The sequence below is a fragment of the Sandaracinobacteroides sp. genome (assembly GCF_057137845.1).
In genome coordinates, this window is record NZ_DBNHFX010000200.1 from 1 (window position 1) to 13,688 (window position 13,688).

Annotated in this window: 13 protein-coding genes; 4 read left to right on the plus strand and 9 right to left on the minus strand. The window is 65.4% G+C overall.

Going from position 1 to position 13,688, the window contains the following annotated elements; genetic code table 11:
- Positions 1–395: 395 nt before the first annotated feature.
- The 4 genes from AC16JP_RS11110 to AC16JP_RS11125 are packed head-to-tail and all read right to left on the minus strand — an operon-like array spanning position 396 to position 7,024.
- Complete coding sequence (locus AC16JP_RS11110; RefSeq protein ID WP_484340681.1) at positions 396–1,361, minus strand: MBL fold metallo-hydrolase; 966 nt, start codon at positions 1,359–1,361, stop codon at positions 396–398.
- 48 nt (positions 1,362–1,409) lie between these two features.
- The gene (locus AC16JP_RS11115; RefSeq protein WP_484340682.1) at positions 1,410–2,696 is read right to left on the minus strand and encodes a DUF445 domain-containing protein; all 1,287 of its coding nucleotides are present in this window, start codon (positions 2,694–2,696) and stop codon (positions 1,410–1,412) included.
- Positions 2,650–5,823, minus strand: coding sequence for an efflux RND transporter permease subunit (locus tag AC16JP_RS11120; RefSeq protein ID WP_484340683.1), 3,174 nt, complete (start codon positions 5,821–5,823; stop codon positions 2,650–2,652). The genes AC16JP_RS11115 and AC16JP_RS11120 overlap by 47 nt, the downstream gene beginning before the upstream one ends.
- Positions 5,824–5,833: 10 nt before the next feature.
- On the minus strand, positions 5,834–7,024 hold the full coding sequence (locus AC16JP_RS11125) for an efflux RND transporter periplasmic adaptor subunit (protein WP_484340684.1): 1,191 nt from the start codon (positions 7,022–7,024) through the stop codon (positions 5,834–5,836).
- Positions 7,025–7,381: 357 nt separating this feature from the next.
- Between AC16JP_RS11125 and AC16JP_RS11130 the strand changes: the two genes are divergently transcribed.
- Together AC16JP_RS11130 and AC16JP_RS11135 are read left to right on the plus strand one after the other, a co-directional pair.
- Positions 7,382–7,642: a GlsB/YeaQ/YmgE family stress response membrane protein gene (locus AC16JP_RS11130; protein ID WP_484340685.1), complete on the plus strand. Its 261-nt coding sequence runs from the start codon at positions 7,382–7,384 to the stop codon at positions 7,640–7,642.
- Between the two features lie 90 nt (positions 7,643–7,732).
- On the plus strand, positions 7,733–8,437 hold the full coding sequence (locus tag AC16JP_RS11135) for an SIMPL domain-containing protein (RefSeq protein WP_484340686.1): 705 nt from the start codon (positions 7,733–7,735) through the stop codon (positions 8,435–8,437).
- Between the two features lie 37 nt (positions 8,438–8,474).
- On the opposite strand, the gene nrdR is transcribed toward AC16JP_RS11135, so the two are convergent.
- From nrdR to hemA, 5 genes are all read right to left on the minus strand, one after another.
- Positions 8,475–8,951 carry a transcriptional regulator NrdR gene (gene nrdR / locus AC16JP_RS11140; protein WP_484340687.1) on the minus strand — a complete coding sequence of 159 codons (477 nt, stop codon included), beginning with the start codon at positions 8,949–8,951 and terminating at the stop codon, positions 8,475–8,477.
- Positions 8,951–9,457 (minus strand): hypothetical protein, encoded by a 507-nt coding sequence (locus tag AC16JP_RS11145; RefSeq protein WP_484340688.1) that lies wholly within the window; start codon positions 9,455–9,457, stop codon positions 8,951–8,953. The genes nrdR and AC16JP_RS11145 overlap by 1 nt, the downstream gene beginning before the upstream one ends.
- 30 nt (positions 9,458–9,487) lie before the next feature.
- Positions 9,488–10,789 carry a serine hydroxymethyltransferase gene (gene glyA, locus AC16JP_RS11150; RefSeq protein WP_484340689.1) on the minus strand — a complete coding sequence of 434 codons (1,302 nt, stop codon included), beginning with the start codon at positions 10,787–10,789 and terminating at the stop codon, positions 9,488–9,490.
- 7 nt (positions 10,790–10,796) lie between these two features.
- Complete coding sequence (rpiB, locus tag AC16JP_RS11155) at positions 10,797–11,225, minus strand: ribose 5-phosphate isomerase B (protein ID WP_484340690.1); 429 nt, start codon at positions 11,223–11,225, stop codon at positions 10,797–10,799.
- A gap of 121 nt (positions 11,226–11,346) precedes the next feature.
- On the minus strand, positions 11,347–12,561 hold the full coding sequence (gene hemA / locus AC16JP_RS11160) for a 5-aminolevulinate synthase (protein ID WP_484340693.1): 1,215 nt from the start codon (positions 12,559–12,561) through the stop codon (positions 11,347–11,349).
- Between the two features lie 112 nt (positions 12,562–12,673).
- Between hemA and queC the strand changes: the two genes are divergently transcribed.
- Entirely contained in the window at positions 12,674–13,372 is a 699-nt protein-coding gene (gene queC / locus AC16JP_RS11165; protein ID WP_484340691.1) for a 7-cyano-7-deazaguanine synthase QueC, read from the plus strand.
- Positions 13,369–13,688: radical SAM family protein (locus AC16JP_RS11170; protein ID WP_484340692.1), on the plus strand; the 320-nt coding region annotated here is incomplete at its 3' end. The genes queC and AC16JP_RS11170, both read left to right, overlap by 4 nt.

The following is a 13,688-nucleotide window of genomic DNA, read 5'->3' on the forward strand; positions in this document are numbered from 1 at the left end:
GGGTGTCGATGCCGTTTTGGCTGTTGTTCAGCACGTTCTTGTCGTACCCGCCCGAGCAGGCGATGTAGGTGAACGGCGCCTTGAACACGCCAGCCGTGTCGCAGTTTTCAAAGTTCGTCGCCACCGCCGCCGAAGCTGCGGATGAAAACAGCAAGATGCCCCCGGCCAATGCGGCCGCCTTTGCAAGATATGTCATTTGACCAACCCCTGTCACGCATGTGTACAACAAACCCCACACCGGCGAATACCGGTGAAGAATCAGCGATCTTTCTGTTGTGGAAATGGAATCCCTGCCACCCCAACAGGCAGAACCGGAAATCTGGCACGAATATTGCCGAAAATCAAGTGGGGAATTGGTTAATGGCACGATCTGGCCGCGTTCGCGCCTGTTCGCGCTAGCGCCGGTCGAAGTAAATTCTGGCCATCCGCCCGAACAGCGCCAGCACGTCGGGCTGGCCCGTGGTCCCGCTCCAGTGCCGCCATGCGGTGTCCACGTTCACTGCGATGCGTTCGGAATCCCGCCAGTTTGCGTAGCGCGCCATGCCGCCCGACGCCGCCATATCAAGCGCCGCTTCCTCCGGCCCCATTCCGGCTTCGAAGCGGGCGGTTGCTTCCTCGTCGATGTGGCGCAGATAGTCCGCCACCTCGCGGACGCCGGAAAGGTCGGTCAGCGGGCCGTGGCCGGGCACGATATGCGTTGGCGCCAACTGTTCGATCAGGTCGCAGGCGGCGATCCAGTTCGACAACGGCCCGGCCCAGACGATCGGCGTTCCTTCGATGAACAGGATGTCGCCGGTGAAGATGGCGCCGGCCTGCGGCACATGCACCAGCACGTCGCCGGCGGTATGCGCCGGCCCGACTTCCAGCAGCTCGACCCTTAGCGCGCCGACATCGAGCGCCGCCGTGCCGCTGAAGGTGCGAGTGGGCGGGCGGTGGCGCACGCCGGCAAAATCGAACGGCTGGAAAATCTCGGCGAAATAGCGCCCGGCCTCGCCCAGAGCGCCGGTGGCCCCTGCCGCCTTCATCTGCGCCAGCATCGCCGGCTGCAAGGCTTCCATCTCGTGGGCGCTGGCCTCGCTCGCCACGATCTCGGCGTTTTCCAAGAGCGCGTTGCCATGGGTGTGGTCGCCATTGGCGTGCGTGTTCACAACCGTTGCGATATCGGCGCGCCGCACGCCGCTTGCGGCTTCCATCGCACGCAGCATGGTGTCGGTCAGCTTTTCGTCGAACAGGGTGTCGACCAGTGCGGATTCACCATCGGCGGTAATCAGCCCGGCATTCGACCAGCCCCAGCTTCCATCATCCTGGACATAGGCCCAAAGCCCGTTGCCAAGATCCACCAGCTCGCTCGATCCCTTCATCGCGTCCCTCCGCCGGCTATTCAGCAGCGGTTCGGTTGAATGGGCAAGTCAGAAATGCAGCATCGTGACCACGGTGTGGATTGCCAGCCCGATCAGCCCGCCGATCAGCGTGCCGTTCAGGCGGATATATTGCAGGTCGCGCAGAACGGCGCCTTCCAGCTTGTCGGTCACGGTGGCGGCGTCCCATCCCTTCACCGTGTCGGAAACCAGCGCCACGATCGCCGAACCATGGTCGGCGACGATGCCGATGATGGCGCGCCGCGCAAGCTGGTTCACTTCCTGCGCCAGCGCCGGGTCTTCGCGCAGGGCCTGCGCTGCCGCATCGCCCAGCTTCGATGGCCCGTCTCCGGCCAGCATCCTGGCAAGGCCCTGCTGCATCTGGCCGCCGATCCCTTCCAGCCAGTCGGCGACGGCGGGGTTCGCCAGCAGTTCTCGCTTGGCCCGTTCCACCTTGCGGCGGGTGTCCGGCATGTGCTGCAAATCGAACGCAAGGTTCGCCAGCGCGGTTTCGGCCTTTTCACGTACCGGGTGATCGGGGTCGGCCGCCAGATCGGTGATCAGCCCGCGCAGGCCCGACACCAGTTCGTCGGCGATCTTCTGGTCGACGTTCACCAGCCGCAGCATCCAGCTCGTGCGTTCCTCGACCATGGCGCGGATCAGCCCTTCCTGGCTGTCCAGCGTGCGGTCGGCCCAGCGGATCAGTTCATCGATCACCGGCCGGTGGCGACCATCGGCAATCAGCGCCGCCAGCATCCGGCCCAGCAGCGGCGACACTTCCATCTCGCGCAGGCGGGAAAGCGCGCCCTCCTTCAGCTTGGCGAACAGCGATTGCGCGGCGGGCGTTGCCGATAGCTGGTCGGCCAGTTGCATCAGGCTGCGGCGCACCCGCCCGCCCGAAGCCGGGCGTTCCAGCACACCAGCGATCGCGTTTGCCGCATCGAAGCCATCCAGCCGCCGTGCGACGTTGCGCGGCGTCAGGAAATTGTCCTTCAGGAAGCTGGCCAGCGCCTCGCCGATCCGGTCTTTGGAACGGGGGATGATCGCCGTGTGCGGGATCGGCAGGCCCATCGGATAGCGGAACAGCGCGGTGACGGCGAACCAGTCGGCAAGGCCACCCACCAGCGCCGCCTCGGCGAAGGCGCGCACCCAGACGAACCCCGGATGCAGCGCATCGATCGCCCAATGCGAAAACAGCAGCAGCAGCGCCATCACCAGCAACAGCCCGCTGGCAACGCGGCGCAGGCGGATCGCCTGCATCGAGCGCTCGGTCAGGCTGACGGCTGGTTGGTCACTCGGCAGCTTTCGGCCCCGGAACAGTTGGCGTTCCTTCTGCACTAGCAGCTTCGCCGCCGTTGGTGAACATGCGGCCCAGCCACGGGCCCATCTTGCGTTCCACATCGTCGGCAAGGGTAAAGGCTGCGGGCACGATCACCAGCGTCAGCACCGTCGACAGCGCAAGGCCGCCGATCACCACGATCGCCATCGGCGCGCGGAAGCTCGCGTCGCCGTGCAGGCCAAGCGCGACCGGCAGCATGCCCGCCGTCATGGCGACGGTCGTCATCACGATCGGCTGGGCGCGCTTGTGGCCGGCATCGAGGATCGCGGTTTCACGATCGACGCCGTGGCGCATTTCCTCGATCGCGAAATCGACCAGCAGGATCGAGTTCTTGGCGACGATGCCCATCAGCATCAGCAGGCCGATATAGACCGGCATGGTGACGGCGTTGCCGGTAAGGATCAGCGCGATCGCCCCGCCGAGCGGCGCCAGCAGCAGCGACCCCATGTTGACGAACGGCGGCAGCACCCGCCGATAGAGCAGCACCAGCACCGCGAACACCAGCAGGATTCCCGACACGATCGCCATGACGAAGCCGGAAACCAGCTCGTCCATCACCTCGGCCTGGCCGAACTTCACTTCCTCGACACCGGCCGGAAGATTTTTCATTTCCGGCAGACTGCGGATCATCTTCATGGCGTCGCCGAATTCGACACCGTTCAGATCGGCCTCGATGGTGACGCGGCGCGACTGGTTGTAGCGGCGGATCTTCGTCGGCCCGGCGCCGAACCGGATGTCGGCCACGGCCTTCAGCGGCACGCTGCCGCCCGATGCGGTTGGAACCGGCAGGTTGGCCAGCGTATCCATGCTGGTGCGCGCGCCTTCGTTCAGGCTGACGCGGATCGGCACCTGCCGGTCAGACAGCGAGAATTTCGCCATATTCTGTTCGAGGTCGCCGATGGTCGCGATGCGCACAGTCTGCGACAGGGTGGACACCGACACACCCATCTGCGCCGCCAGATCGAAGTTCGGGCGGATCAGGATTTCCGGGCGTTCCATGTCGCCGTTGATCCTGGCGTCGCGCAGCACCTTCATGCGCTGCATCGCCTTTTCAACCTTGTGCGCGCTTTCTTCCAGCAGCTCGGGGTCGTCTCCGGCCAGCATGATGGTGATGTCGCGGCCGCCAAAGCCGCCGCCCATCGCCGAGAAGTTGATGCGGGCATCGGCGATCTGCGTCAGTTGCGGCGCAACACGACGCTCGAATTCTTTGGTGGATACGTCGCGGTCGCCCGCGTCGACCAGGTTCACATAGATGTTCGCCTTGCGCACGTCGTCGTCGTCGCCGATCGACTGGAACGCCTGCTGCACTTCGGGCTGCTTGTTCAGGATGGCGATGACCTGATCGACGGCATGGGTGGTGTCGGCAAGGGTCGATCCAGGTGCCAGTTCAACCACTACATGCGATGAACCATAGTCGCCATCCGGCTGGAAACCTGTCGGCATCTGCGAGAACAGAAACACCGTGAGGAAAAACGAAGCGATGCCCGCGCCGACGACCAACAGCGGCCGCGCGTGCGCTTCGATCTGGCCCCACGCCCGTTTCACAAAGCTGCCGTGGCGCTTTTGCGGCTCGCGGTGGATGGTCCAGGCCAGCAGGCGCATGTAGCTGCGCATCACCCGCCCGTCGCCATAGGCCTGTTCGCCGTGAGGGCGCAGGAAATAGGCAGCAACCAGCGGTGTGATCATCCGCGCAACCAGCAGCGAAATGAACACAGAGATCGAGACGGTCAGCCCGAACTGCTTGAAATACTGCCCCGGAATGCCGGGCATGAACGCGACCGGCAGGAACACGGCGATGATCGAACTGGTGGTGGCGACGACGGCGAGTCCGATTTCGTCGGCGGCGTCGATCGCAGCCTGATAGGGCGATTTGCCCATGCGCATGTGGCGCACGATATTCTCGATCTCGACGATGGCGTCGTCGACCAGAATCCCGGCCACCAGGCTTAGCGCCAGCAGGCTGATGGTGTTCAACGTGAAGCCCAGAAGATCCATGAACCAGAAGGTCGGGATGGCCGACAGCGGAATGGCCAGCGCCGCGATGATGGTGGCGCGCCAGTCGCGCAGAAATAGGAACACCACGATGACAGCCAGCAGCGCGCCTTCCCACAGGGCCTGCATGGCGCTGTGATATTCCTGCTTGGTGTAGGTGACCGACGTGAACAGCTCGTGGAACTCGACGCCCGGAAATTCCTTCTTCAGGTCCTCGAGTTTGGCGTTCATCCGGTCATAGACGTCGACGTCCGACGCGCCTTTGGCCTTCATGACGCCGAAGCTTGTCACCTGCCGGTCGTTCAGGCGGGTGATGGCCCGCTGCTCGGTCTGGCCGTCGCGGACGTCGGCGATGTCCGACAGGCGGACTTCGCGGCCGCCGCTGATGGCGATGCGGGTATCGGCCAGTTGCTGCGCCGTGCGCGCGCCGCCCAGCACCCTGAGTGCCTGTTCCGAACCGGCGATCTGGGCGCGGCCACCGGGCGCGTCGACGTTCAGTTGCCGCAACTGGTTGTTCACCTGGGCGGCGGTGATCCCGAACGACTGCATGCGCGCGGGGTCGAGGTCGACCCGGATTTCGCGCGACACACCGCCCGCGCGCGACACCTGCGCAACGCCGGGGATCGAAACCATGCGTTTGGTGATGGTGTTGTCGACGAACCAGCTAAGCTGTTCGAGCGTCATCGACGTCGACTTCACCGCCACATAGGCGATGGCGCCGCCGCTTTCGTCGATGTCCATCCGGCTGACCTGCGGTTCGAGGATGCCGTCAGGCAGGTTGGCCCGGGTTTTGGTGACAGCGTCGCGCACGTCGTTGACGGCGCGGTCGACCGGGGTGCCAAGCTGGAACTCCACCATGGTGAAGCTCATGCCTTCCTGCACCATCGAGGTGATGTTCTTCACGTTGCCGATACCGGCGACCGCCCCCTCGATCTTCTGCGTGACCTGGGTTTCGATTTCCGTCGGCGAACCGCCCGGCTGGTTGACGATGACCCGGACGATCGGCACCGAAATGTCGGGCATCTGGGTGATCTTCAGCCGATAGAAGCTGATGGCGCCGACGGCCGTCAGCAGCACGAACAGCATGATCGGCGGGATCGGGTTGCGGATCGCCCAGCTTGAAAGATTGCGCATCGGGCGTTCCTCAGGCCTTGGGGGCTGCGGCGGGCGTCGTCGGCTGCAGCTTGGGCGTCACCTTCTCGCCGGGGTTCAGGAAGGCGCCGGCCGACTGCACGACCCTTTCCGTGCCGGTAAGGCCCGACGTGACCACCACGCCCTGCTTGGTGATCGTGCCGGTGGTGACAGGCACGCGCTTCACCACATCGTCCGCGCCGACCACGAGGACATAGCTGCCGCTTGCATCGACGAGGATCGCCGATTGCGGCAACCGCGGGCGCTGCGCCTGCGCGCCATCGATCGAGACGTTGGCAAAGCCGCCGGCCCGCAGTTCGCCCGCCTGGGGCAGTGCGATACGGGCGGTTCCCTGCCGGGTCTGCGGGTCGATCACCGGTTCAAGAAGCCACAGCTTGCCGGTGTAGAGATTTTTCGAGCCGACGGGCGTGACTGTTGCGTTCTGGCCGACGGAAAGCCCCGGCATGTCCTGCTCGGCGATGAGGGCGCGAAGCTCCATCTGGCCGCCGGCGGCGATGCGGTACAGCGCGCCGCTGCCGGGCGAGACGATCTGGCCCGGCTCGACCTTGCGTTCCAGCACCAGCCCGGCTTCCGGCGCGCGGATCGCAAGGCGGTTCAGCCGCTCCTGCATTTCGCGCACCTGCGCCTGTGCGACGGCCACCCGCGCTTTCGCGGAATCGCGCGTAGCGGTCTTGCGATCGATGTCGGCCTTCGAGATGAACCCGCGATCGACCAGCGCGAGCGCGCGATCCAGTTCGGATTGCGCAAGGCGCGCGTCGGCCTGCGCCTGCTGGGTGGCCGCCTGCAACTGCTGCAACTGCGCGCGCTGCACGGCGCTGTCGATCTCGGCGAGGACCTGCCCCTGTTTCACATACTGGCCGGCCTCGACCCGAATGGACGAAATCATGCCGCCATCACCAACCACGCCGACCGGCATGTCGCGGCGGGCGGAAATGCTGCCGACGGCGCTGACCCGGTCGGAAACCAGGCTGGTTCCGGGCACGATCACACTGACGGTCGGCGGCGGGGCGGGCGGCGTGGAGGGCTTGGGCGCCCGCGCCTTGTAGACGAGGAAGGCGATGAACAGGGCAACGCCGATCAGCGACAGAATCACGATCAGCCGGGTGCGGCGCTTTTGCGCGTCGGTCGTTTCGGCCTCTTCGAGCTGCGCACGGACTGCGGGATCTTGAGGGGACAGGTGCATGTTCATGCCATTTCAGCCTTGGTTTCGTTTGAGGCATGCCAATTCCACCGGCCGAACGCCGCACGGAATGGAAAAGCCCCGACTGCCCGTCCGCTCCCCTCAAAGCGAGGCGGGCATGTTAACCCGGCGCCGCGCACTGACGGCACCATCGTAAGCGTCGGCCCTTTACACGCAGGATACACAAAGAAAAAGGGCACAGTCCGGGCGAGATAGGAAACGCGCGCGAATTTGCAAGGCGCCTTGCAAAAATGACACGGTTTTTCAATTCGGTCATACGTGCTATGCCGCGAGGATCGGGCTTGATGGAATGTCCGGTAGCGGCTTTCCGTCCCGCCCCTCACGGGAGGAGCGACAATCATGCAATATGGTATCGTTGGCTGGATCATCGTCGGACTGATCGCGGGTGCGCTTGCGCGCTGGATCATGCCCGGGCGGGAACCGGGAGGAATCATCATCACCATCCTGATCGGGATCGCGGGCGGAATCCTCGGCGGATTTCTGGCGGATATCCTGCCGTTCTTCTCGACCGGCGGGAACATCTGGAACATCGTGCTGGCAACGGCTGGCGCCGTGCTGCTTCTCTGGCTCTACCGGATGATCAAAGGACGGTCTGCCTGATCCGCTGGCGTTCGGCCCGCTTCATGCTGCGGCAAGCATTGGCGGGGCATGAAGCGGGCCGTTCCCGTTCCCCATCAGGAGAAAATGCCCATGACGAAGGCCGGAATGGCAGCGGCGATGGCCGCCAGCCTTGCCGCATCGACTGCGATGGCGACGCCCGCACCTGCACCTGCAAGGCTGGTGCTGACCGCCACGCACGAGGTGCAGGCAGTGCCGGATATGGCTTCGATCGGCGCCGGCGTCGTCACGCAGGCCGCCGAGGCGCAGGCAGCGCTGGCCGCCAACAGTGAAAAAATGGTGCGCGTGGTCGCGGCGCTGAAAAAGGCGGGTGTTGCCGCGCGCGATATCCAGACCAGCGGGCTGAACCTGCAACCGCAATATCGCTATGAACAGAACCAGCCGCCGGTGCTGACCGGATTTCAGGCGTCGAACCGGGTGCAGGTTCTGCTGCGCGATGTCGCAGGCGCCGGGCGGGTGATCGACACGCTGGTGAAAGAAGGCGCAAACCAGATCGACGGACCGGATTTCCGGGTGGCAGACCCTGAGCCGCTGCTGGACAAGGCCCGTGTCGAAGCGGTGAAAACCGCCCGTGCCCGTGCAGAGTTGTATGCGCAGGCGGCAGGGCTTCGCGTAGACCGTATCACCGAGATCCGCGAGGGCGCTGAACAGCGCCCGCCGATGCCGGTGGTGAAGGCGATGTCGCGCGCGGCCATGGCCGAAGCGCCTCCGGTCGAGGCAGGCGAGGTCGGGCTGTCGGCGACCGTTACGATGGAATTCGATCTGGCGCCGCGCTGAGGCCTGCCCGGCCTGCGGGGAACCGCAGGCCGGTGCTTCAGGTGCCGGTGTCGGTTTTCAGCACCTTCCCCGACAGTCCGCCGACGAAGGTTTCAAAATCGCGGGCTTCGCGGAAGTCTTTGTAGACGCTGGCAAAGCGTACATAGGCAACCGGGTCAAGCCGTTCGAGGCCCTGCATCACCAGCGCGCCGATCTGCCCGGCCTCGACTTCGGGTTCGCCCATGGCTTCCAACTGGCGCTGCACGGCCGACACGAAGCGTTCGATGCGATCGCTGTCGATCTCGCGCTTGCGGCAGGCGATCATCACCGAATGCGCCAGCTTCTCGCGGTCGAACGGTTCTTTCTTGCCGCTTTTCTTGACGACTGCAATTTCGCGCAACTGCACCCGTTCGAAGGTGGTGAACCGCGCCCCGCACGAGGGGCACTGCCGACGCCGCCGGATAGCGCTGCCGTCCTCGGTGGGGCGGCTGTCCTTCACCTGGCTGTCGTCGTTGTGGCAGAACGGGCAGCGCATCAGCCTTGCTTGTTCTTTTTGGCGAGCGTCCGCAGATAGCCTAGGCCACCCCCGGCAGCCGCCCCCAGCAATGGCCCGACGAACGGGATGACCAGCCCCAGCACTGCGCCGGCGGCTGCGCCGGTGCCGACATTGCGGCCAAGCGGCGTCTCCCAGAGCTTTTTCGCGGTGGTTCCGGCGTCGCTGTCCAGTGCCTGATGGCCAAGGTCGCGCGCCCGGTCGGCAGCCTTGCGGCCGGCGTCGGTGTCCAGCACCTTGTCGGCGAGTTCGCCTGCCTTGGCGCCGACGGTCCTGGCAAGGTCGCTGTCGAGCGCCTGCTTCGCCAGATCCTCGGCCTTGTCGAACACCGTTTCGGCGGCACCGACCACCTTGCGGCCGGTTTCCGACTCGGTCAGCTTGCGTCCGGCTTCCAGCGCCTCGTCGGCAAGCTTCTCCACCTTGCCGGCGGATTGGCCCGATGCCTGATCCTCCTGCTGTTCAGGCCCGTCCTGTCCGGGGTTGGTCATGGTGTTGCTCCCTCCCTCGTGGTGTGCGGCTCAGCCGTAGATCGGGAAGCGCGCGGTCAGCGCCTTCACGCGTGCGCGCACGTCCGCTTCGACTGCATCATTGCCTTCGGCGCCGTTTGCTGCAAGCCCGTCCAGCACATCGGCGATCATGTGGCCGATCGCTTCGAATTCGGCCTTGCCGAATCCGCGCGTGGTGCCGGCGGGCGAACCCACGCGGATGCCGCTGGTGCGCGTCGGCGGCAGCGGATCGAACGGCACGCCGTTCTTGTTGCAGGTGATGCGGCTGCGCTCCAGCGCTTCGTCGGCGTCCTTGCCGGTCAGGCCCTTTGGCCGCAGATCGATCAGGGCAAGGTGGGTATCGGTGCCGCCGGCAACGATATCGCAGCCGCGCGCTTTCAGCGTGGCGGCCAGCGCCTGCGCATTGTCGATCACGGCGCGGGAATAGGCCTTGAACTCGGGGGTCAGCGCTTCGCCGAAGGCAACGGCCTTGGCGGCGATCACATGCATCAGCGGCCCGCCCTGCAGGCCGGGGAACACCGCCGAATTCAGCTTCTTGCCCAGTTCCGGATCGTTCGAAAGGATCATGCCGCCGCGCGGGCCGCGCAAAGTCTTGTGGGTGGTCGTCGTCGTCACATGCGCGTGCGGCAGCGGCGAGGGGTGCAGCCCGGCCGCCACAAGCCCGGCGAAATGCGCCATGTCGACGTGCAGGATGGCGCCCGCCTTGTCGGCGATGGCGCGCATGCGGGCGAAATCCAGAATGCGCGGATAGGCCGAGCCGCCGGCGATCAGCAGCTTGGGGCGCACGTCCAGCGCCTGTTGTTCGAGGGCGTCATAGTCGATCAGGTGGGTATCTTCGCGGACGCCATATTGCACCGCGTTGAACCATTTGCCCGAAAGCGCGGCCTTTGCGCCGTGCGTCAGGTGGCCGCCTGCATCGAGGCTCATGCCGAGGACGGTTTCACCCGGCTTCACCAGCGCCAGCAGCACCGCGCCATTGGCCTGCGCGCCCGAATGCGGCTGCACGTTGGCATAGGTGCAACCGAACAGTTCCAGCGCACGATCGATCGCCAGTTGCTCGACGCGGTCCGACCATTCGCAGCCCTGATAGTAACGCTTGCCCGGATACCCCTCGGCATATTTGTTGGTGAACACCGAGCCTTGCGCTTCGAGCACCGCCTTCGAGACGATGTTTTCCGATGCGATCAGTTCGATCTGGTCCTGCTGGCGGCCCAGTTCGCCTGCAACGGCGGCGGCGATGGCCGGGTCGGCCTGTAGGAGGCTGGCGCCGAAGAAGCTGTCGTTGGCGGGCCGGGGGGCGGGGTTGCTGCTCATGTCTGTCCTATCCTAGCTTGGCGGCACGGGCGGCGTGGCGGCCGCCTTCGAACGGGGTTTCAAGGAAGGCGCGAAGGGCGTCGCGCGCGGTTTCGGCGCCGATCAGCCGGGCGCCGAAGGAAATCATGTTGGCGTCGTTGTGCTGGCGCGAAAGCCTGGCCGCCAGATTGTCGTGCACCAGCGCGCAGCGGGCGCCCGCCACACGGTTCGCAGCGATCGAGATACCGATTCCCGATCCGCAGACCACTACGCCGCGTTCCGCCCCTCCCGAGGCGACCTTCTGCGCGCAGGCGCGGCCGAAATCCGGATAATCGACCGAGGTGGTGGCGTCGTTCGCACCCAGATCGACCACTTCATGGCCCGCTGCACGCAGGTCGTCGGCAAGGATGGCTTTCAGCGGATAGCCTGCATGATCCGAAGCGATGGCGATTTTCACGGCGGCGCGGTCCCGACAGTCAGGTGAATCGCAACCCCTTGCGGGGGCGCCGCGCCCCTATGCGCCAGATATGCGCGAAGGCCAAGCGCCAACGCCCGCGATGCAGGCCGTTCCGCCCGGATCAGGCGGCGGCGCGCATCTCCAGACGGTCCCAGATTTCCGACAGGGCGGCAACCAGATCGCGCATCATTTCCAGGCTGTGCGCCGGTCCCGGCGTGAAGCGCAGTCGTTCGGTTCCGCGCGGCACCGTCGGGAAATTGATCGGCTGCACATAGACGCCATATTCCGCCAGCAGGATGTCGCTGATCTTCTTGGCCTTGATCGGGCAGCCCACCATCACCGGAACGATATGGCTTACCGTCTGCATCACCGGCAGGTCGGCGTCGGCCAGCATCTGTTTCAGAGTCGCTGCCGCCGCCTGCTGGGCGGCGCGCTCCTCTCCGGATTGCTTCAGGTGGCGCACGCTTGCCAGCACGCCCGCCACCAGCACAGGCGACAGCGAGGTGGTGAAGATGAAGCCCGGCGCATAGGAACGGATGCAGTCGATGATCGTCTGGTCGGCGGCGATATAGCCGCCCATGACGCCGAACGCCTTGCCGAGCGTCCCCTCGATGATGGTGATCCGGCCGGCTGCCTTGTCGCGTTCGGACACGCCGCCGCCGCGATCGCCATACATGCCAACCGCATGCACTTCGTCGAGGTAGGTGAGGGCGCCATATTTGTCTGCCAGGTCGCAGATGGCGTGCAGAGGCGCGATGTCGCCGTCCATCGAATAGACGCTTTCGAAGGCGATCAGCTTCGGCAGGCCGGGGTCGGCGGCGGCCAGCAGCTCTTCCAGATGGGCAAGATCATTGTGCCGCCAGATCACCCGTTCGCAGCCCGAGTTGCGGATTCCGGCGATCATCGAGGCGTGATTCAGCTCGTCCGAGAAGATGATGCAGCCCGGCAGCAGCTTGCCCAGCGTCGACAGCGTTGCCTCGTTCGAGACATAGCCCGACGTGAACAGCAGCGCGCCTTCCTTGTCGTGCAGGTCGGCCAGTTCGGCTTCGAGGTCGAGGTGATAATGGGTGTTGCCGCCGATGTTGCGCGTGCCGCCCGAACCTGCGCCCACATCGTGCAGCGCTTCTTCCATGGCGGCGATCACCTTGGGGTGCTGCCCCATCGCCAGATAATCGTTCGAGCACCATACCGTGATCGGCTTCGGGCCATTGTGGCCGGCGAAGCAGCGGGCGTTGGGGAAGCCGCCCTTGTTGCGCAGAATGTCGATGAAGACGCGATAGCGCCCTTCCTCGTGCAGGCGCCCGATGGCGTCCTTGAAGATCTGGCTGTAGTCCACCACTGGCGTCGCTCGCCTTTCGTGCAGTCAACGGGTCAGCCGGGCCTAGAAGCGCCGGCCATGCTTTGCAATCGTAGCAATGTCGCACCCATGCGTCTAGGAAGGTGCGATCATGACTGAATTTGCCGAACTTCGTGGCCGCCCCGTCGTGCTGCTGCTGTCGGGCGGACTGGATAGCGCGACATGTCTGGCGCTGGCCAGCAACGCCGGTGCGCGGGTGCTGGCGCTGACCATCGACTATAACCAGCGCCACCGCTGCGAGCTTGATGCCGCCGATGTGCTGGCGCGTGTCTATGGCGTCGAACGCCATATCCGGCTGCCGCTCGACCTCAGGGGTTTCGGCGGTTCGGCGCTGACGTCGGATATCGCGGTTCCCAAGGACGGCGTGCAGGACGGCGTAATTCCGATCACCTATGTTCCGGCGCGCAACACCATCTTCCTGTCGGTCGCGCTGGGCTGGGCCGAAGCGGCGGGCGGCGCAGACCTGCTGATCGGCGTCAATGCGCTGGATTATTCCGGCTATCCCGACTGCCGGCCCGAGTTTATTTCCGCCTTCGAGGCGATGGCAAACCTCGCCACCCGCGCCGGGACCGAGGGGCAGTCGCGCTATCGGGTGCATACTCCGTTGCAGCACCTTTCAAAGGCGGGGATCGTCAAGGCCGCAGCCGCCGCCGGGCTGGACATGGGGCTGACATGGTCCTGCTATGACCCGACGCCGGACGGTCTGCATTGCGGCTGTTGCGACAGTTGCCGCCTGCGCGCCAAGGGTTTCAGAGAGGCGGGCGTGCCGGATCCCACGCGCTACGCATGAGCTACGCAGTCAAGGAACTGTTCCTGACCCTGCAGGGTGAAGGCGCGCAGACGGGGATGCGGGCAGTGTTCACGCGCTTTGCCGGCTGCAACCTTTGGTCAGGCCGCGAAGAGGACAGGGCGGCTGCACAATGCACCTTCTGCGATACCGATTTCGTCGGCACCAGCGGGCCGGGCGGCGGTCGCTTCCAGACGGCGGATGCACTGGCGGATGCGGTCGAAGCCGCCTGGGGGGAAGGGCTTGAACAGCGGCTGGTGGTCTGCACCGGCGGCGAACCGCTGCTGCAACTGGATGCGGCACTGATCGACGCCCTGCA